We start from the raw sequence: 17827 nt of genomic DNA on the forward strand, positions 1-17827 counted from the left end.
GTATACCGCTTGCTGCTCATAGACACCTCCGAATCGACCATTTTCCATGGCCATGAGATGTCTAGGAAACCCTGGGCGTATCACCCTGATCCGCGGCTGAAGTCTCCTTTCTTGCTGCTGATCTTAGGCAACTCTAAAACTTGCCAGCCACACGCCATTACATAATCCGGTCTGTATTTTGCTTACGGATCAGTGGGTTAGGGGGGGCTTTACGCCCTACTTTCTCCGCCAACTGTAGTGCAAGCCATCAATCGGCCGACCTTTCTTGCAGCCTCGGCAGCTCTTTCCTTATAGGTCCCGCCGTTTCGCGCGAACGATGGCGAGCATTTGGGCCGCCATGCTCACATCATCGTGGCTGTGACCTTGAACACCTCCACCGCTTGAGTGAGTTGTGTGGAATGTTGCTCCAGCGAACGCGCAGCGGTGCTTGCTGCCTCGACCAGACGTACATTCTGCTGGGTGGTTTCGTCCATCTGGGCGATGGTGTGGTTGACCTGTTCGATGCCGCCGGCCTGTTCCTGCGAGGCGGCGGAGATGTGGCCCATGATGTCGGTGACGTGCTGGACACTGGCGACGACCTCGCCCATGGTGGTGCCGGCGGTATGCACCAGTGCGGAGCCATCGGCGACGCGTTGCACCGAGTCGTCGATCAGGCGCTTGATCTCCTTGGCGGCGTCGGAGGAGCGGTGCGAGAGGGTGCGCACTTCCGATGCCACCACGGCGAATCCGCGGCCCTGTTCGCCGGCGCGTGCGGCTTCGACGGCGGCATTCAGGGCGAGGATGTTGGTCTGGAAGGCGATGCCGTCGATGACGGAGATGATGTCGGCGATGCGCCTGGACGCCGTTTCGATGCCGGACATGGTGTCGATGACCTGGGCGACCACATCGCGGCCCTGCGAGGCAATGGACGCGGCACTTACGGCAAGCTGATTGGCGCGGCCTGCGTGCTCGGCATTCTGCTTGACGGTGGAGGTCAGCTCTTCCATCGAGGCGGCGGTTTCCTCGAGGCTGGCGGCCTGCTGTTCGCTGCGGCGCGCCAGTTCCTGGTTGCCGCTGGCGATGTCTTCAGCGGCAAAGCCAATGCTGTTGGAGGTGGTCTGGATATGCGTGACGATGTCAGTCAACCGGTGCACGGTGCTGTTGGCATCGTCGCGCATGGACGCGAACACGCCGTGGAAGTCGCCGGACATGCGCACGGTCAGATCGCCGTCGGCGATCGAGCGCAGCAGCTCGGAGAACCGGGCCAGGTTGGTGTCGGAAGTGGCCATCATGGTGTTGAGGTTTTCCACCATCAGGCGAAAGTCGTGCTCGAAGTGTTCCGGCTGGCCGCGTAGCGCGAAGTCGCCGGCGCATGCGGCCTGGGTCAGTGCGTGGATCTGCGCATTGATGGCGCGCAGGTTCTGCTTGACCTGCTGCATGGTGGCCGTGATGGCGGCTTTTTCGCCAGGATAGTGTTCGATCTCCGGTGTCAGGTCGCCAACGGCGTAGCGCCCCATGACCTCGGTCATGCGCAGCTGGGTTTGCACATGCGCATGCACCAGCGCATTGGTGTCCTGCACCATGTGGCCGTATTCGCCAGGAAAGCGCTGCGCATCGGTGCGGTAGCTGATCTCGCCGGCGTCATGCCGACTCGCCATGGTGCGCTGTGCGGAGATCACGTCCTGCAGGCGGTGCTGCATCTGCTGCATGGCACGCAGCAACTGGCCGGATTCGTCGTTGGCGGTCGGGGCATCCTGGCTGCGCAGGTCGCCTTCGTTGATGCGCTCGGCCAGCCGCAGCGACTGGCGCAATGGCAACACCACGCTGCGGGTAAGCAGGAATGCGATGCTTGCACCGAGCAGCAATGCAACGATGGTGGAGATCATCATCAGCATCGCAAAGCCGCGTGCGGTGGCGACGGCCTGCCTGGCGGCGAGGCGGTTCTTGGCTTCCTGCAGGTCGATGAAGGCGTTGATGCTGGCCAGCCAGTCGATGAAGGCGGGGCGTGCCTGCTGCAGCAGCTGCTGCTCGGCATGCGGCTTGTCCGCAGCATCGCGAAACGCGCGGACCTGCGCGATCAGCGGCATGGTGCGCTGCTCGATGGATTTGATCCGCTGCAGGATCGCCTTTTCGTTCGCGTCCGTCGACGCCGCAATCAGAGCGTCCAGCGGCTGTGCGGAGCGGGCGTAGTCGGCGGCAAGCTTGTCGATCGATTGCTCGGCGGCGTGACGCTCTGCCGGCTCGTCCATCAGCACCACATCGCGCAAGGCGATCGCGCGGTCGTGCACGCTGCCGCGGAAGTTGATGGCATAGCGTTGCTTGACGCTGTTGACTTCGTTGATGGCAGTGAGCTGCTGATCGATGCTCCGCACGCGCTGGATGCCGACCACGGTCAGGATCACCATCAGAACGATGATGGCGAGAAAGCCGAGCGCCAGGCGCTGACCAATGCGCAGATTCGAGAGGAAATGCATAGGGTGATCCGACAGGCAATAGGGCGGGAGGTCCCCAATAGCAGGGAGGCGAAGACTTGCGATACGGCCGGGGAGGCAGGATGGCCGTAGCATCGGGTGGGTCTCGACCTGATCGATAGCGGCCTCGACCAATGAAACTGAACTCTGCGCCGCAGCGGGTTCAGGTGCGGTTGGATCTGCTCGAAGCGGCCTGGCTTGCCGAATCACGCATGGCGATGCTCACCCCCAAGGCTCGCTCGATCGCCTGACCTGCACTGAGGCGTGGCGCCCGAGTGCCTGTCTCGCGCACTACGGCGGCCTGCGGCGCCGGGGCAGCCTCCGGCGCCGTAAAGCCGGCCTGCGGCCGCCGACGCTCCCGCGCGGCGGAGTGGCCATGTGATCGATTCAGTCGGTTTGCCGCTGGCGGCTGGACGTCGGCGGTCGCAGGCAAGATGATGTGCGGCCGGTGGTGTCCTTGATGCGCTGCGGGTCGTTCGCGTGTGGTGGGTCCTGGTCCTTCTCAATGGTTGAAACGATGCATCGATGGTCGACCGGTCAGCCGGCTGCATGCCGCGCGGGGAGTGCTCGCTGCGGTACGTGCGGCGGCAAGCGTCAAACCGCGCCGTGTGTGCGCGCCGCATGAGCGCCTCGTTTCCGCACGGCAGTAGCACCATGGCGCAAGCGGTCCGCACGCATGATTGGGATGGCAGCGTGCTGGGGCCTGTTGCGCACTGGCCGCCGCCGCTGCGCAATGCGGTGAACCTGATGCTGGCCTCGCCCGAGAGCATGTACGTGGTGTGGGGCGACGCGCTGACGTTCTTCTACAACGATGCGTATGCGCCGATCCTGGGGCCGCGACAGGCGCAGGCGCTGGGCGCGCCGCTGCGCGAGCTGTGGGCCGATGCCTGGGAGGCGGTGCGCGCGCCGATCGAGGCAGCGTTCGCGGGGCGTGCATCGCGCTTTGAAGAAGTGCCGATCGGCATGAACCGCTATGGCGCGCCGGAACAGACCTGGTGGACGTTCTCGTTCTCGCCGATCTATCTCGACGATGGCCAGGTCGGCGGCGCGTTTTGCGTCACCAACGAGGTGACTGCGCGCAAGCTGGCGCAGGCGCGGCTGGCCGACGAGCACGAACGCCTGATCCGCCTGTTCGAGCAGGCGCCGATGTTCATGGCATTCCTGAGTGGGCCGCAGCATCGTGTCGAATTCGCCAATCCGTGTTATTCGCGCCTGGTCGGCCACCGCGACGTGATCGGCCGGCCGTTGGCCGAGGCCTTGCCGGATGCGGTCGAACAGGGGCATGTGCAGCGTCTGGACGAGGTGTACCAGTCCGGGCGCGCCTATTCGGCCAACGCACTGGTGTACGACGTGCAGGCGGTGCCGGGCGGGCCCAGCGAGCGACGCCTGCTGGACCTGGTCTACCAGCCGATTGCCGGCGCCGACGGCACTGTCTCGGGTATTTTCGTGCAGGGCCTGGATATCACCGACCGCATCAGCCTTGAGCGCGCCGTGCGCGAGGCGGAGGTGCGCAACCGGCAGATCCTGGACAGCGTGATGGACTACGCGATCATCGCCACCGACATGCGCGGGCGGGTGACCTCGTGGAACGAGGGCGCGCGTCGCATTCTGGGCTGGAGCGAGGCGGAGATGCTCGGGCAGTCGCTGGAGCGCACCTTTACTCCCGACGATGTCGCACGGCGGCAGATTCTGATCGAAGCCGCTGCCGCGCTGGAGAGCGGCAGCGGCATGGACGAGCGCTGGCATGTGCGCAAGTCCGGCGAATGGTTCTGGGCCAACGGCTCGCTGATGGTGTTGCGCGACGAGACCGGAGCGGCAATCGGCTTCGTCAAGGTATTGCGCGACCGCACCACCGAGCGCCTGGCCAGCGAGGCCTTGATCAAGAGCGAACGTCGGCTGGATGCGCTGGTGCGCGCGTCGTCGCAATCGATCTTTTCCGCCACCGCCGACTGGAGCGCGCTGCGCCTGCATGAAGGCGATGGCCTGCAGGACGATGGCCTGCCCAGCAATGCGCGTTGGCAGCTGGAATGGATCTATCCGGACGATCGCGGGCAACTGGCCGATGCCATCGCAACGGCGATCGCCCACAAGGCCGGCCTGGAGCTGGAGATCCGCGTGCTGGACGCCGCGCAGCGCGTCCGCTGGACCTTGCTGCGTGCGGTGCCCCTGCTGGATGTGCGCGGCGAGATCGAGGAATGGTTCGGCACGGCATCGGATGTCACCGACCGGCGGCAGGCCGAAGAGCAGCTGCGCCTGCTGACCGAGACGCTGGAAGAGCGCGTGCGCGAGCGCAGCGCGGCATTGCTGCTGGCCGAGGAAAAACTGCGCCAGAGCCAGAAGATGGAAGCGGTGGGGCAATTGACCGGAGGGCTGGCGCACGACTTCAACAACCTGCTGACCGCCATCACGGTGGGGCTGGAGCTGTTGCAGACACGTGTGGAGCAGGGCAGGTACGACCGGCTGGAGCGCTACGTGGACATGGCGCAGACCAGCGCTGCGCGCGCGACTGCGCTGACGCAACGCCTGCTGGCGTTTTCGCGTCGGCAGACGCTGGCACCCAGCGCATTGGAGGTGGACACGCTGGTACAGGGCATGCGCGAGATCATCTCGCGGACCCTGGGGCCATCGATCAGCTTGCAGGTGTTGCCGGCGCCGCAGGCGTGGAAGGTGCTGGTGGATGCGCCGCAGCTGGAAAACGCCCTGCTCAATCTCTGCCTCAATGCACGCGATGCCATGCCCGATGGCGGCGAACTCATCATCAGCCTGCATAACCGCTCGCTGGATCAGGCCGCGGCGCAGCAACTGGATCTGCCACCGGGCGACTATGTGTGCCTGAGCGTGCGCGACACCGGCACCGGCATGAGCGCCGATGTCATGTCCAAGGTCTTCGAGCCCTTCTTCACCACCAAGCCGATCGGGCAGGGCACCGGACTGGGCCTGTCGATGATCTATGGATTCACCCGCCAGTCCGGCGGGCACGTGCGCATCGAGTCTGAAGTCGGTGTGGGGACCACCATGGCGCTGTACCTGCCGCGGTTCGACGGCGAGCAGGCGGGCACCGAGACCAGCGACGCGGCCGAGCCGCCGCCGGCCGCCGCGGTGCGGAGTTGCAGTGTGTTGCTGGTGGAAGACGAGCCTGCCATTCGCGCGCTGATCTGCGAAGTTCTCACCGAGGCCGGTTACCGCGTGATCGAAACGGGTGAAGGCAGCGCCGCGGTGGAGCGGCTGCGCTCATCGGAGGCCATCGATGTGCTGGTGACCGATGTCGGGCTGACCGGCGGTTTGAACGGGCGCCAGGTTGCCGATGCGGGCCGGCAGTACCGGCCCGGCTTGCCAGTGCTGTTCGTGACCGGCTATGCAGCGACCGCAGCGGTGGGCGCGGGACAACTGGACGATGGCATGGAAGTGTTGACCAAGCCGTTCCTGGCAGCCGACCTGGAGCGGCGTGTGGCGCGGTTGCTGGAATGGCGTTCGCAGTGACGCAGGATGTCGACGATCACTGTAGGAATGGCGTGGTGCTCGACCGCCAGGGTGCGTGCATGGGGTGATGCGTCGCTCACTGCGGTTTCGAGCAGGCGCAACAGCGATCGCTTTGCGTCTCACGCGATCTGCCTCCTGTGGCGGATGTGTCGGCGTCCTCACAAACAAGGGTGAGAGAAGTCACGAATGACGAGCTTCGCCCATGCGTGTCACAGCGTGAATCATCGGGAATGTCTGATCGATCACGCAAAATTCGGGTGGTGGCCCGGCGTGTCAAGCCAAGCGAGGTGATCAGTTCAGGGCCAGGCAATGGGCAATCGCGCATGCATGTTAGATTTGACGGCATGGAAAACGTGAAGCCGATGATCGCAAACCGTATCACTACCGGAACGACGGGGCTTGACACCATCCTTCGCGGTGGCCTGCCCGCCAACCGGCTGTATCTGCTGGAAGGCCAGCCCGGCTCCGGCAAGACCACCATGTCGCTGCAGTTCCTGCTCGACGGTGCCGCCAAGGGCGAGAGCTGCCTGTATGTCACGCTCTCGGAAACCATCGATGAGCTCAACGAGGTGGCTGCCTCGCATGGCTGGTCTTTGCAGGCGCTGCATGTGTTCGAGCTCGCTTCGGCAGAAGCGTTCCTGGGCGATGGCCGCCAGCAATCCATCCTGCATCCCTGGGAGATGGAGCTGGACGGCACCATCAAGCTGATCCAGGCCGAGGTCGATCGGGTCAAGCCGGCGCGGGTGGTGTTCGACTCGTTGTCGGAGCTGCGCCTGCTTGCGCAGGATTCGTTGCGTTACCGGCGGCAGGTGCTGGCGCTCAAGCAATTCTTCGCGCCACGCAATATCACCGTGTTCCTGGTGGATGATCTGACCGATGAGAATGGCGAGCGCGATGCGCATCTGCATAGCCTGTGTCACGGGGTGATCTCGCTGGAGCGGATGACGCTGGATTTCGGTGCGGCGCGGCGGCGGATGCAGGTGCAGAAACTGCGGGGCGTCAATTTCATCGCCGGCTACCACGACATCGCCATTGCCACCGGCGGCATGCGGATCTATCCGCGGCTGATCGCCTCCGAGCACCACGTGCCGTTCGTCGGTGATACGGTGTCCAGCGGCGTGGAGCGCATCGATGCACTGTTGCATGGCGGCCCATTGCGCGGCACCAGCACGCTGCTGACCGGACCTGCCGGCTCGGGCAAGACCAACGTTGCCCTGCAATACGTGAGCGCGGCCTGCGAACGTGGCGAGCATTGCTGCGTGCTGCAGTTCGACGAGCGCACCGGTACGTTGCTGACGCGGGCCGAGAACCTGGGCATGGATCTGCGCAAGCATCTGGCATCGGGGCTGCTGGAACTGCATCAGATGGACCCGGCCGAGCTGACACCGGGCGAGTTCGCCTGGACGGTGCGGGAGAGTGTGGAGGCGCGCAACTGCCGCGTGCTGGTGATCGACAGCCTCAACGGCTATCTATCGTCGATGCCGCAGGAAAAACAGCTGATGTTGCAGATGCATGAGCTGCTGTCGTATCTCAACCAGAGCGGCGTGACCACGTTCCTGATCAATCCGCAGAGCGGTCTGGTGGGCACGATGTCAACCGGCAATCTCAATATCTCCTACATGGCCGATACCGTCATCCTGTTCCGGTTCTTCGAAGCGCAGGGGCGGATTCGCAAGGCCTTGTCGGTCATCAAGAACCGTAGCGGCGCGCATGAGGATTCGATCCGCGAGATGCAGATCGGCAGCACCGGCCTGCACCTGAGCGAGCCGCTCGAGAAATTCCATGGGGTGCTGACCGGCACGCCGCAATTCGTGGGAGACGGTGCGCCGTTGCTGGATCGTGCACTTGACCAGGTGTGATGCGGATGGATCGATCGTTCATATCATTGCGCCGTTCGGGCGCGATGCCGACAGCATTGCCAGCATCGTCGGCGAGCGCGGGCTGACGCACAGGGTCTACGGCGCCTTGACCGCGCTGGCCGGCGACCTGCGCGACAGCTCCGGGGTGGTGGTACTGACCGAAGAAGCGGTGGGCGGCAATCTGCAGGAGCTGCAGCAGATCCTGCAAAGCCAGGCGGCGTGGTCGGATATTCCGTTCGTGCTGCTGCGCGCACCGCGTGGTAGCCATCGCGGCCGGCATGCCAACCTGCCGGCCGAAATGACCAACGTCATCGAGCTGGAGCGGCCACTGAGTTCGGCCTCGCTGTTGAGCGCGGTCTCCACCGCGTTGCGGTCGCGGCAGAAACAGTTCGTGATCCGCGACCAGATGGCGCAGCTGGCCGAGAGCCGGGCCGCCCTGGCGCTGAGCGAAGCGGAGCTGCGCCGGGTCACCGATGCCTTGCCGGTGTTGATCGCCTTCATCGACAAGCATCTGGTGTACCGCTTCGCCAACCGTTCCTACGAAGACTGGATCGGTATTCCGCCGCAGGATGTGATCGGTCGGCCGCTGGTGGATGTGGTGGGCCCGGCAGTGGTGGCCGAGCGCCGTGCCTGGATCGAGGCGGCACTGGCCGGCCAGGCGCTCACCGTGGAAGCGAGCTGGCCGCACGCCGACGGGCGCCGTCGCGATGCCGAAATCCGCTACATGCCGCGTTTCGACGCGGACGGGCAGGTGGACGGATTCCATGTATTTGCCACCGATATCACGGTGCGCGCGCAGGCGATGGAGTCGATCCAGCAGCAGGCCAGCCTGCTCGAAGCCAAGGTGGCCGAGCGCACCGCCGAGCTGCAGCAGCAGATGCAGGCGCGCGAATCCAGCGAAGCCGCGCTGCGCCAGGCGCAGAAGATGGAGGCGGTGGGCCAGCTCACCGGTGGCATCGCGCACGATTTCAACAACATGCTGACCGGTATCCTGTCGGCGCTGGACCTGGCGCGCTTACGCATCGATCAGGGGCGCACCGAAGGGCTGGGACGCTTTCTGGATGTGGCCTCGGCATCGGCCTTGCGTGCTGCCGCGCTGACCCAGCGGCTGCTGGCATTCTCGCGCCGGCAATCGCTGGAAGCGCGGCATCTGCACGTCAACGATCTGGTGCTATCGCTGCAGGACCTGCTGGCGAGCACGCTGGGCGAGTCGGTGCGCCTGGACACCGATCTGTGCGATGCGCTGCCGCAGGCCTACGTCGACGAGAACCAGCTGGAAAGCGCGCTGCTCAACCTGGCCATCAATGCCCGCGATGCGATGCCCAATGGCGGGCTGTTGCGCATCGCCACGCGGCACCTGCGGGTGGAGGACAGCGCGCTCGAACTCGGCCGTGGCATCGCCCTGGCGCCGGGCGACTACGCGGTGGTGTCGGTGACCGACACCGGCACCGGCATGCCGGCGGATGTGCTGGAGCGCGTGTTCGAGCCGTTCTACACCACCAAGCCGATCGGGCAGGGGACCGGGCTGGGCATGTCGATGATCTATGGCTTCATGCAGCAGTCCCATGGACAGGTGTGGGTGGAGTCGCAGGTGGGCGTGGGTACCACGGTCAGCCTGTACCTGCCGGCCGGCAGCAGCGTGCAGAGCGTGGCGCTGGAGCCGCAGGCCGGCGCGGTGGTGGCCGGCCAGGGACAGCTGGTGCTGGTGGTGGAGGACGACGAACAGGTCCGCCTGTTGGTCACCGAATTGCTGGGCGAATTGGGTTACCAGGCCGAGGTGGTGGCCGATGCCGACGCCGCACTGCCGATCCTGGCATCGCCGCAACGGATCGACCTGCTGGTCACCGATGTGGGCCTGCCGGGGCTCAACGGGCGCCAGCTGGCGGAGATCGCGCGGCAGTCGCGCGGCGATCTGCCGGTGATCTTCATGACCGGCTATGCGGAGACCGCGCGCGACCGCGGCGAATTTCTCGGCCAGGGCATGAGCATGATCGCCAAGCCGTTTACGCTGGGCGAGTTCAGCGGGAAATTGCACGAGGTGCTGGGACTTTCGTCCTGAGCCACGGCGCGGGGTGCTGCTGGGCCGATGGCCAGGGGTGCATCACCACTGCTGGCGTCCCGCTGCCGACGTGGCTGCAGCGCGCCCGAGCAGCATTGCCGAACACCAGGGCCGTTCGACGCGTGCCTGCGCGATGACGTCGCGCGTTGATCGAGCACTTGCAGCAATGCTCAGCGCGCCGCGCGACCGGGTTGCCGGGTACTGGCCATCGCTTCGACCACGGCGATCTTGTCCGCTACCGCCTTCTGCATCGGCGAGCCGGTCTCCAGTAATCCATGCAGATGGCGCCAATGCGTGGTGGCCGCGGTGTAGTCGCGCTGCTGGAAGTCGCTGATGCCCAGCAGCCACAGCCCGCGCTGGTTGTCCGGCTCGCGCGCGATCAGCTGCTGCAACTGCGCGCGTGAGGCCGCATCGATGGCGAAGTCGCTGTGCGTCGCCATGTCGGCGGCGATCCAGCCGACGATGGCGGCGCTGGTATCCGGTGCGATCTTCAGCGCTTGCGCATAGGCTTGGCGTGCCTCTGCGGGGCGGTTGTTCTGCTCATGCGTCTTGGCCTGTTGCATCCACGACTCCAGCGCCTGCATCTGCGCGTCCTGCGCGGCACTGGCAGCCTGCGTTTGCGCAGGCTCGGCCACGGGCACGGCTTGTGCGCCTGGTGGTGCGGCCGGCGGCGGCGCGGCGACCACGCGCTGCACGATCGCCTCGGGCGTGCCCACCAGGCGATACAGGCCGGCGGTGGCGAGCGGCAGGGCCACCGCCAGCAGAACCGGCAGCGCGTAACGTCCACTGCCATGGCGCGTCGGGTTGCGCAGCAGCGGCAACAGCAGTAGCAGCAGCGCTGCGGCGACCAGCAGGGCGCTGGCGAGATAGAAACCGGTCATCACCACTCTTCCTCTGCCTGCGGTGCTGCCGGTGTGCCCACCCGCGCGCGTTTGCGCACGGTGTGGATCACCACGCCGGCGCCGGCGCCGAGCATCAGCAGCGGCCCGAACCACAGCAGCCAGGTGCCGCGCCTGACCGGCGGGTCGTACAGCACGAAGTCCGAATAGCGCTCGACCATGTACTGCTTGATCTGCGCATCGCTCCTGCCGGCCTGCAGTTGCGCAAACACCTGATGGCGCAGGTCGCGTGCCAGGCTGGCGTTGGAATCGGCCAGATTCTCGTTCTGGCACACCAGGCAGCGTAGTTGCGCGGTCAGCCGTTGATAGCGCGCTTCTTCGCTGCGGTCCTTGAAGGGGAGCGGGTCCACCGCCTGCGCCTGCACGCACGGCGCCAGCAGCACGCCCAGCAGCAACACCAGCAACAGGCGCAGCTGCCGGGCCTGTCGACGGCGGTGCGCCTGCAAGCGGCGATAGCCCGCAATCATGGCGCCCCCTTGGGCAACGCGGCGATGGCGGGCAACAGCTCGGCATCAATGACGGCGGGGGTGAGCACGCCGATATGCTTGTAGCGGATCGTGCCCTGCGCATCGATCAGGAAGGTTTCCGGCGCGCCGTAGACGCCGAAGTCGATCGCGGTCTGTCCCGGCTCGTCGGCGATCACCAGCGCATACGGGTTGCCGTAGCGCGCCAGCCACGCGCTGGCATCGGCCGGCGCGTCCTTGTAGTTGTAGCCGATCAATGCCACGCCAAGCGTGCCGGCCTGCGCCATCAGCACCGGATGCTCGTGCACGCATTCGGCGCACCAGCTGCCGAACACGTTGAGCACATAGGGCTTGCCCAGCAGTTGCTCGCGGGTGACGCGCTGCTCGGGCGCATCCAGTCGCGGCAGCGAAAACGCCGGCGCCGGCTTGCCGATCAACGGCGAGGGCACCTCGCGCGGGTTGTGCTGCATGGTCCAGTAGATGCCGAAGCCGAACAGTGCGGCCACCAACAAGAACCCCAGCAGGGGCAGCATGCGCTTCACGGGTGCGACTCCTGCGCGAGCAGGCGCGCATCGTATGCCGGCGAGGTAGCGGCTGTGGGGGCGGACACCGGCGCGCGGAAGCGCCGTGCGCAGGCGCTGACCAAGCCGCCCAGCATCATCAACAGGCCACCGGCCCAGATCCAGCGGATCAGCGGCTTGTAGTACAGCCGCAGCGTCCAGTCGTATTCGATGTGCTGATCGTCCAGCGGCTCGCCGAGCGCCACATACAGGTCGCGGGTGATGCCCGGATCGATCGCCGATTCGGTCTGGATGCGCTCGCTGCTGTACAGGCGTTTTTGCGGGTGCAGTTGCGCCACCAACTGGCCATCGCGGCTGACCCGTACGCTGCCTTGTTCGGCCTTCCAGTTCGGCCCGTCCACCAGCTGCACGCCATCGAAGCGGAAGTTGTAGCCGGCAATCTGCGCGCTCTGGCCGGGCGACAGCCGCACGTCGCGCTCCACCGACAGGCTTTCCGATACCAGCACGCCAGCCACGAACACCGCCACGCCCGCGTGGGCGATCAGCATGCCGGCCATTTCCGCCGGAAAGCGCCGGCCGCGCGGCATCTCGCGCCAGCGCTTGACCACATACAACGCAGTGCCTGCGGCCACCCAGGCGGCGACGCCAATCCCGGCGATCGCCTTGGCCTGGCCGTCGGCAACCAGGCTGCCGCCCAGCGCGCAGGCGATGGCGGCAATGCCGGCACGCGTGCCCAGCGTCTTCAACGGTGCGGCCTCGGCCTTGCCCCAGCGCAGGTACGGGCCGAACGGCAGCAGCAGCACCACCGGCAGCATCAGCAGCGGGAACAGCAGGCCGAAGTAGGGCGGGCCAACGGAGACCTTGCCCATGCCGAACGCGTCGGCGATCAGCGGAAACAGCGTGCCCAGCAACACCATCGCCGCGGCCACGGTCAGCAGCAGGTTGCCGATCAGGATGCCGGTCTCGCGCGATGCGGCGGCGAAGGGTTTGCCGCTGGCGATCTTCGGCGCCCGCAGCGCGTACAGCAGCAGCGAACCGCCGACCACCGCGATCAGGAAGATCAGGATGTACAGGCCGCGCCGCGGATCGGCGGCGAAGGCATGCACCGAGGTCAGCACGCCCGAGCGCACCAGGAAGGTGCCCAGCAGCGACAGCGAAAATGCCAGGATCGACAGCAGGATGGTCCAGGCGCGCAGGCTGCCGCGTTTTTCGGTGACCGCCTGGGTGTGGATCAGTGCGGTACCCACCAGCCACGGCATGAAGCTGGCATTTTCCACCGGGTCCCAGAACCACCAGCCGCCCCAGCCCAGTTCCGCGTAGGCCCACCAGCTGCCGGCCACGATGCCGGCCGTCAGGTAGGCCCAGGCCACATTGGTCCAGGGGCGCGCCCAGCGCACCCAGGCCTGTTCCAGTTCGCCACCCAGCAAGGCGGCGACCGCAAACGCGAAGGCCACCGAAAACCCCACGTAGCCGGTGTACAGCACCGGCGGGTGGAAGGTCATGCCCGGGTCCTGCAGCACGGGGTTGAGTTCGCGGCCGTCAAGCGGAATCGGCGACAGCCGTCCGAACGGATTGGAGGTGAGCAGGATGAAGGCCAGAAAGCCCACCGAGACCAGTCCCAGCACCGCCAGCACGCGCGCGGCGAAGTGCTGCGGCAGATGCCGGCTGAAGGCGGCCAGCAACACCGTCCAGGTGGACAGGATGGCGATCCACAGCAGCAGCGAGCCTTCGTGCGCGCCCCACACCGCAGCAATGCGGTAGTACCAGGGCAGGGCGACGTTGGCGTTGGCGGCGACATAGGCCACCGAAAAATCCAGCGACAGCAGCGACCAGGCCAGCAGGCCGAAGGCCAGCCACACGAACACCGCCTGGCCGGCGGCGGCGGGCCGTGCGATGGCCATCAACGCGGTATTGCCGCGCCAGGCTCCGATCAGTGGCAACACGCCCTGTGCAAGCGAAAGCAGCAGCGCCAGGATCAATGCGATCTGGCCAAGTTCAGGCGTCATGGGCGGGTCGCACGGTGCGGGAGAAGAAGCTCATCGGATGGGGAATGCGTGCTGCGCCCTATCAACGCGGCGCAGCCAATGGCGCGGCGGTGGCAGGGATCGGCTTGCCGACATGGCCTTCGGCCATCGCGTCCTTGAGTTCTTTCGGCATGTAGGTTTCGTCGTGCTTGGCCAGCACTTCGGTGGCGACGAACCGCTCGCCCTGCATGCGCCCGTTGGCGATCACCGATTGGTTGTCGCGGAACAGGTCCGGCAGGATGCCGGTGTACTCGACCTGGGTGGCTGCGTTTTTATCGATGACGGTGAAGCTGACTTTGAGCGAGTCGTTGGCGCGCTGGATCGAGCCGGCCTTGACCATGCCGCCCAGGCGAAACTGCTGGTAGCCGGACGCTTCGCCGGCATGCACCTGGCTGGGCGTGAACAGATAGCTCATGTTCCGCTGCAGCGCCAGCACGATCAGTGTCCCGGCCAGCGCGGCGGCGGCCAGCACCCCGACCACCAGCCACAGGCGTTGTCTGCGGGTGGCGTTCATGGTGCGTCCCGCTCCAGCACCGGCTGCTCGCGGCTGCGGCGCGGCATCTGCCGCTGCAGTTGCCCGCGCAGCGCGCGCGGCAGCCGGCGGCGGCGCAGCCACGGCGACGCAAGATCGGCCAGCAGCACCAGCACGAACACCGCGTACGCGGTCCACACGTACTGGCCGTAGCCGCCCATCGCCAGAAAGGCGCTCATGCGGTGCGCTCCGTCAATACGATGCGGCGTGCCCAGTCCTTACCGCTTTCCAGCGCCAGCAGGTCCACCCGCACGCGGCCGAACAGGCTGGCGACGTAGTAGCACTTGGTGGCCAGCATCATCGTCAGCAACGGCCACAGCATGTCCGCACCCATCTTGGACGGGCCGAGCAGGCGCACGGTGGAGCCTTGATGCAGCGTGTTCCACCACACCACCGAGTAATGCACGATGGGCAGGTTCACCAGGCCGACCAGCGCCAGCAGGCCGGCCGCGCGCATCGCCTGACGGCGGTCTTCCACCGCGTGATACAGGCCAAGCACGCCCAGGTAGAGGAATAGCAGCAACAATTCCGAGGTCAGCCGCGCATCCCAGGTCCACCAGGTGCCCCACATCGGCTTGCCCCACAGCGCGCCGGTGCACAGGGTGATGAAGGTGAAGGCCGCGCCGATCGGCGCAGAGGCCATGGTCACCACTTCGGCGAGCTTGATCCGCCACACCAGCGCGATGAACGCCGACACGCCCATCGCGGCGTAGATGAAAAGGCTCATCCAGGCGCTGGGCACGTGGATGAAGATGATGCGGTAGGCGTCGTGCTGTTGATAATCCGGCGGCGCCAGCACCAGCCCGCCGTAGGCGGCCACTGTGCCGAGCAGCAGCGCCAGCGCCAGCGCCCACGGACGCACGGCACCTGCAACGCGATAGAACATCGGCGGCGAACTGAGCTTGTGCAACCACAACGGGATCCACTTGGTCATGCCGGTGTCGTCAGTTGGAATGTCTGGAAGGCGACAGGGCATCGACTGCGGCGCCGGCGTTGACCTGCAGCTGGCCGTCGGAGACCTTGCTGGTGCGCTGCAGGAGCTCGCGCAGTGCACTGGCATCCATCGATGGCTGCAGCGACAACAGCAGCGCGGCCATGCCGCTGACATGCGCGGTGGCCATCGACGAGCCGGAAGTGAAGTCGTAACGGCCGTTCGGCTGCGTGGTCAGGATGTCCGTGCCGGGGGCGCTCAGCACGCCGGGCATGGCCGCGCCGCTCCCGCTGCTGCGCACCACCAGCACGCCGGGCACATCATTGGGAAACCCATCCAGCCGGCCATTGGGCGGCATCGCCGCGACCACGATGCGGCCCTGCTGCACCAGGTGGGCCAGCATCTTGCTCAGCAGTGGATCGGCCGGGCCACCCAGGCTCAGGTTGACCACGCGCGCGGCGCTGTTGTTGATCGCCGCCAGCGCCTTGGCCAGGGTGAAGGTATTGCAGCGTGCAGTGGCGCCGACGGTGGGCGCGTACCAGCAGGCCTTGTAGATGTTGAGCATGGCCTTGGGCGCCATGCCGACGATGCCCTGATGGTTGTTGCTGCCGGCGGCGATGATCCCGGCCACTTCGGTACCGTGCGAATCGCTGCTGGTCGTGACCGGAGTGTTGTCGACCAGATCGTGCACTTCGCGGATGCGCGCCTTCAGGTCGGGGTGGCTGGTGTCCACGCCGGTATCGACCACCGCCACCACCACACCACGGCCCTGGGTCACCGCCTGCGCGCTGGCGGCATCGGTGTCGATGAAACCGCGCTGCATGTCCACGTACGGGTCGTTGTAACCGGACAACGGTGTGTTCTTGTCTGCGGCGGCATCGGCGGAAAACACCGAGAAATCCTGCACCGGCTGTACCAGCTCCACGCCTTCGTCGTCGGCCAGCGTGCTGACCAGCTCGTCGCGCGAGACGCCCGGCGGCGGCTGCAGCACCGCGCAGTACAGGCCCAGCGAGGTGATCGGCCAGCCGGCCACCTCGCGCAACTTGTAGCGCTGCTTGATGGCTTCCATCCGCACGGCGGCCTTCTGGCCGGCGCCGTAGTAGCTAGAGGCATAGCCGATCAGGCTGGAGCCGGCGCGGGCCGGCGGTGCGCTGAGCGGGTTGGCCACCGCCAGCAGGATGTCGCGGCTGCTGTCGGGCGTGTGCGCATCGGTGGCAGCGGCTGCCGGCGCGGTGCCGGCGGCAGCGGTTTGCGCAGAGTCCTGCAGGGCGGCGGCCTGCGCGGTGCCTTGCGGGCCGGTGCCAAGCAGGGCGGCGAGCAGGCCGATAGTGAACAGGCGGCTCATGGAGCGGAGACGATCTCGGCCAGCCGGATGCCCGGATTGGCACGCAGTTGCTGCACCGTCTGCTGCGGCTGGACTGGCGGCTGCGGTGCGGCCGGCACCACGGTGTAGGCGCCCATGGCGTTGGGTCCGCCCACCACCTGCAGCTGCTGCGCATGCAGCAGACGGTCCCAGTCGGCCACGGTCATGCTGGCGTCCGGCACCACGCGGATGGCGCCTTGCGGCACCGGCAACGCGGTGGCGCTGCTGAGCGTGCGGTAGTCGTGCGACGGCGCCGGCGACGCCAGCTTGACGCCCATGACACCCAGGCCGATGGCCTGTACCAATGCAGCGGCGGCCAGGGCGCGCACCGTCCAGCTGCCGGAGCGGCGTGCGGCCGGCGGCGGTGCGATGCGCTGTTCGGGAGCGTCCAGTCGGCCGAGCAGACGCTGCAATCCGGCGTTGGGGTCGAGCCTGACGGCGCAGGGCAATGCCAGCGCCTGACGCAGGCGGTTCTGCTGGGCGAACTCGGCGCCGCAGGAGGCGCACTTGGCCACGTGCGCGATCAACCAGGCACTCTCTTCCTCGGTGGCGCTATCCAGCAAGACGGCCGGCATCAATTCCCAGGCGTGCGAGCATTCCTTGCCAGGCGCGATGAAAAACGTCTTCATTGCAGGGTCTCCGTGTAAGGAGCGCTGCCGGCCAGGCCGGGCAGCACATTGCGTAATTTGACCCGGGCGTGGAACAGCCGGGCTTTGATCGTGCCCACCGGGCACTGCATGATGTCGGCGACTTCTTCCAGCTTGTGGCCGACGCCGTAGACCAGTTCGATGACCAGGCGCTGGTCCGGCGATAGCCGCTCCATGCCCTTGTCCAGCCAGTCGCGCAGCTCGCGGTCGTCGCCGTCGTCGGCGCTGGGGGCGTGGTCTTCCACCACGGCGGTGTCGTCGATGGCTTCGCCGTCGTGCTGGCGCAGGCATTTGAGCCCGCAGCGGTAGGCGATGCCCATGATCCAGGTGGACACCTGCGAATCGCCCCGGAAGTCGCCGGCTTTCTGCCAGGCGATCCAGAAGCAATCGTTGATGGCCTCTTCGATGATGTCCGGGCGGCGCGTCAGCCGCGACAGGAACCGGCACAGCCGGCCGTGGTAGCTGTGGTACATGCTCGCCAGGGCGTCGCGATCGCCCGCTGCCATGCGACGCAGCAGCATGCGATCGGTGGCATCGCCGAGGGTGTCGGAATCATTCATCGAAGCAGGCATGGCAGAGGACACATCTAGGTGCCCGC

Annotated in this window: 14 protein-coding genes; 3 read left to right on the plus strand and 11 right to left on the minus strand. The window is 66.5% G+C overall.

Annotated features, from left to right (window positions below; all coding sequences use genetic code 11):
• Positions 1-341 precede the first annotated feature (341 nt).
• Entirely contained in the window at positions 342-2453 is a 2112-nt protein-coding gene (locus XcodCFBP4690_RS07535) for a methyl-accepting chemotaxis protein (RefSeq protein ID WP_104540373.1), read from the minus strand.
• Between the two features lie 618 nt (positions 2454-3071).
• Between XcodCFBP4690_RS07535 and XcodCFBP4690_RS07540 the strand changes: the two genes are divergently transcribed.
• The 3 genes from XcodCFBP4690_RS07540 to XcodCFBP4690_RS07550 all read left to right on the plus strand — a co-directional run bounded on the left by XcodCFBP4690_RS07540 (position 3072) and on the right by XcodCFBP4690_RS07550 (position 9848).
• Positions 3072-5930: a hybrid sensor histidine kinase/response regulator gene (locus XcodCFBP4690_RS07540; RefSeq protein ID WP_104540374.1), complete on the plus strand. Its 2859-nt coding sequence runs from the start codon at positions 3072-3074 to the stop codon at positions 5928-5930.
• Positions 5931-6274: 344 nt separating this feature from the next.
• Positions 6275-7789 (plus strand): ATPase domain-containing protein, encoded by a 1515-nt coding sequence (locus XcodCFBP4690_RS07545; RefSeq protein ID WP_104540375.1) that lies wholly within the window; start codon positions 6275-6277, stop codon positions 7787-7789.
• Positions 7776-9848, plus strand: a complete 2073-nt coding sequence (locus tag XcodCFBP4690_RS07550) for a PAS domain-containing sensor histidine kinase (RefSeq protein ID WP_104540376.1) — start codon at positions 7776-7778, stop codon at positions 9846-9848. The genes XcodCFBP4690_RS07545 and XcodCFBP4690_RS07550 overlap by 14 nt, the downstream gene beginning before the upstream one ends.
• Before the next feature lie 170 nt (positions 9849-10018).
• Here XcodCFBP4690_RS07550 and XcodCFBP4690_RS07555 read toward each other — a convergent pair whose 3' ends face one another.
• From XcodCFBP4690_RS07555 to XcodCFBP4690_RS07600, 10 genes are all read right to left on the minus strand, one after another.
• Positions 10019-10729 carry a tetratricopeptide repeat protein gene (locus XcodCFBP4690_RS07555; RefSeq protein WP_104540377.1) on the minus strand — a complete coding sequence of 237 codons (711 nt, stop codon included), beginning with the start codon at positions 10727-10729 and terminating at the stop codon, positions 10019-10021.
• On the minus strand, positions 10729-11214 hold the full coding sequence (locus XcodCFBP4690_RS07560; RefSeq protein ID WP_104540378.1) for a cytochrome c-type biogenesis protein: 486 nt from the start codon (positions 11212-11214) through the stop codon (positions 10729-10731). Before XcodCFBP4690_RS07560 ends, XcodCFBP4690_RS07555 begins: the two co-directional genes overlap by 1 nt.
• Positions 11211-11753 carry a DsbE family thiol:disulfide interchange protein gene (locus XcodCFBP4690_RS07565; protein WP_104540379.1) on the minus strand — a complete coding sequence of 181 codons (543 nt, stop codon included), beginning with the start codon at positions 11751-11753 and terminating at the stop codon, positions 11211-11213. The genes XcodCFBP4690_RS07560 and XcodCFBP4690_RS07565 overlap by 4 nt, the downstream gene beginning before the upstream one ends.
• Complete coding sequence (locus XcodCFBP4690_RS07570; RefSeq protein WP_104540380.1) at positions 11750-13738, minus strand: heme lyase CcmF/NrfE family subunit; 1989 nt, start codon at positions 13736-13738, stop codon at positions 11750-11752. Before XcodCFBP4690_RS07570 ends, XcodCFBP4690_RS07565 begins: the two co-directional genes overlap by 4 nt.
• 61 nt (positions 13739-13799) lie before the next feature.
• On the minus strand, positions 13800-14270 hold the full coding sequence (ccmE, locus tag XcodCFBP4690_RS07575) for a cytochrome c maturation protein CcmE (RefSeq protein WP_104540381.1): 471 nt from the start codon (positions 14268-14270) through the stop codon (positions 13800-13802).
• Entirely contained in the window at positions 14267-14467 is a 201-nt protein-coding gene (gene ccmD / locus XcodCFBP4690_RS07580) for a heme exporter protein CcmD (protein ID WP_104540382.1), read from the minus strand. Before ccmD ends, ccmE begins: the two co-directional genes overlap by 4 nt.
• On the minus strand, positions 14464-15222 hold the full coding sequence (ccmC, locus tag XcodCFBP4690_RS07585; protein ID WP_104540383.1) for a heme ABC transporter permease CcmC: 759 nt from the start codon (positions 15220-15222) through the stop codon (positions 14464-14466). Before ccmC ends, ccmD begins: the two co-directional genes overlap by 4 nt.
• A 10-nt stretch (positions 15223-15232) precedes the next feature.
• Positions 15233-16564, minus strand: coding sequence for a S8 family serine peptidase (locus XcodCFBP4690_RS07590; protein WP_104540384.1), 1332 nt, complete (start codon positions 16562-16564; stop codon positions 15233-15235).
• Positions 16561-17211: a zf-HC2 domain-containing protein gene (locus tag XcodCFBP4690_RS07595; protein WP_167394514.1), complete on the minus strand. Its 651-nt coding sequence runs from the start codon at positions 17209-17211 to the stop codon at positions 16561-16563. The genes XcodCFBP4690_RS07590 and XcodCFBP4690_RS07595 overlap by 4 nt, the downstream gene beginning before the upstream one ends.
• Complete coding sequence (locus tag XcodCFBP4690_RS07600) at positions 17208-17801, minus strand: RNA polymerase sigma factor (RefSeq protein WP_208622709.1); 594 nt, start codon at positions 17799-17801, stop codon at positions 17208-17210. Before XcodCFBP4690_RS07600 ends, XcodCFBP4690_RS07595 begins: the two co-directional genes overlap by 4 nt.
• Positions 17802-17827: the final 26 nt, after the last annotated feature.

The sequence above is a fragment of the Xanthomonas codiaei genome (genome assembly GCF_002939785.1).
Lineage (GTDB): Bacteria > Pseudomonadota > Gammaproteobacteria > Xanthomonadales > Xanthomonadaceae > Xanthomonas > Xanthomonas codiaei.

Bases quoted from the DNA above. Each gene is read 5' to 3' on its own strand.
- XcodCFBP4690_RS07600 (WP_208622709.1), bottom strand. From the start codon at position 17,801: ATGCCTGCTTCGATGAATGATTCCGACACCCTCGGCGATGCCACCGAT.
- XcodCFBP4690_RS07590 (WP_104540384.1), bottom strand. From the start codon at position 16,564: ATGAGCCGCCTGTTCACTATCGGCCTGCTCGCCGCCCTGCTTGGCACC.
- ccmC (WP_104540383.1), bottom strand. From the start codon at position 15,222: ATGACCAAGTGGATCCCGTTGTGGTTGCACAAGCTCAGTTCGCCGCCG.
- XcodCFBP4690_RS07560 (WP_104540378.1), bottom strand. From the start codon at position 11,214: ATGATTGCGGGCTATCGCCGCTTGCAGGCGCACCGCCGTCGACAGGCC.
- XcodCFBP4690_RS07545 (WP_104540375.1), top strand. From the start codon at position 6,275: ATGGAAAACGTGAAGCCGATGATCGCAAACCGTATCACTACCGGAACG.
- XcodCFBP4690_RS07570 (WP_104540380.1), bottom strand. From the start codon at position 13,738: ATGACGCCTGAACTTGGCCAGATCGCATTGATCCTGGCGCTGCTGCTT.
- XcodCFBP4690_RS07540 (WP_104540374.1), top strand. From the start codon at position 3,072: ATGAGCGCCTCGTTTCCGCACGGCAGTAGCACCATGGCGCAAGCGGTC.
- ccmD (WP_104540382.1), bottom strand. From the start codon at position 14,467: ATGAGCGCCTTTCTGGCGATGGGCGGCTACGGCCAGTACGTGTGGACC.
- ccmE (WP_104540381.1), bottom strand. From the start codon at position 14,270: ATGAACGCCACCCGCAGACAACGCCTGTGGCTGGTGGTCGGGGTGCTG.
- XcodCFBP4690_RS07595 (WP_167394514.1), bottom strand. From the start codon at position 17,211: ATGAAGACGTTTTTCATCGCGCCTGGCAAGGAATGCTCGCACGCCTGG.
- XcodCFBP4690_RS07555 (WP_104540377.1), bottom strand. From the start codon at position 10,729: ATGACCGGTTTCTATCTCGCCAGCGCCCTGCTGGTCGCCGCAGCGCTG.
- XcodCFBP4690_RS07535 (WP_104540373.1), bottom strand. From the start codon at position 2,453: ATGCATTTCCTCTCGAATCTGCGCATTGGTCAGCGCCTGGCGCTCGGC.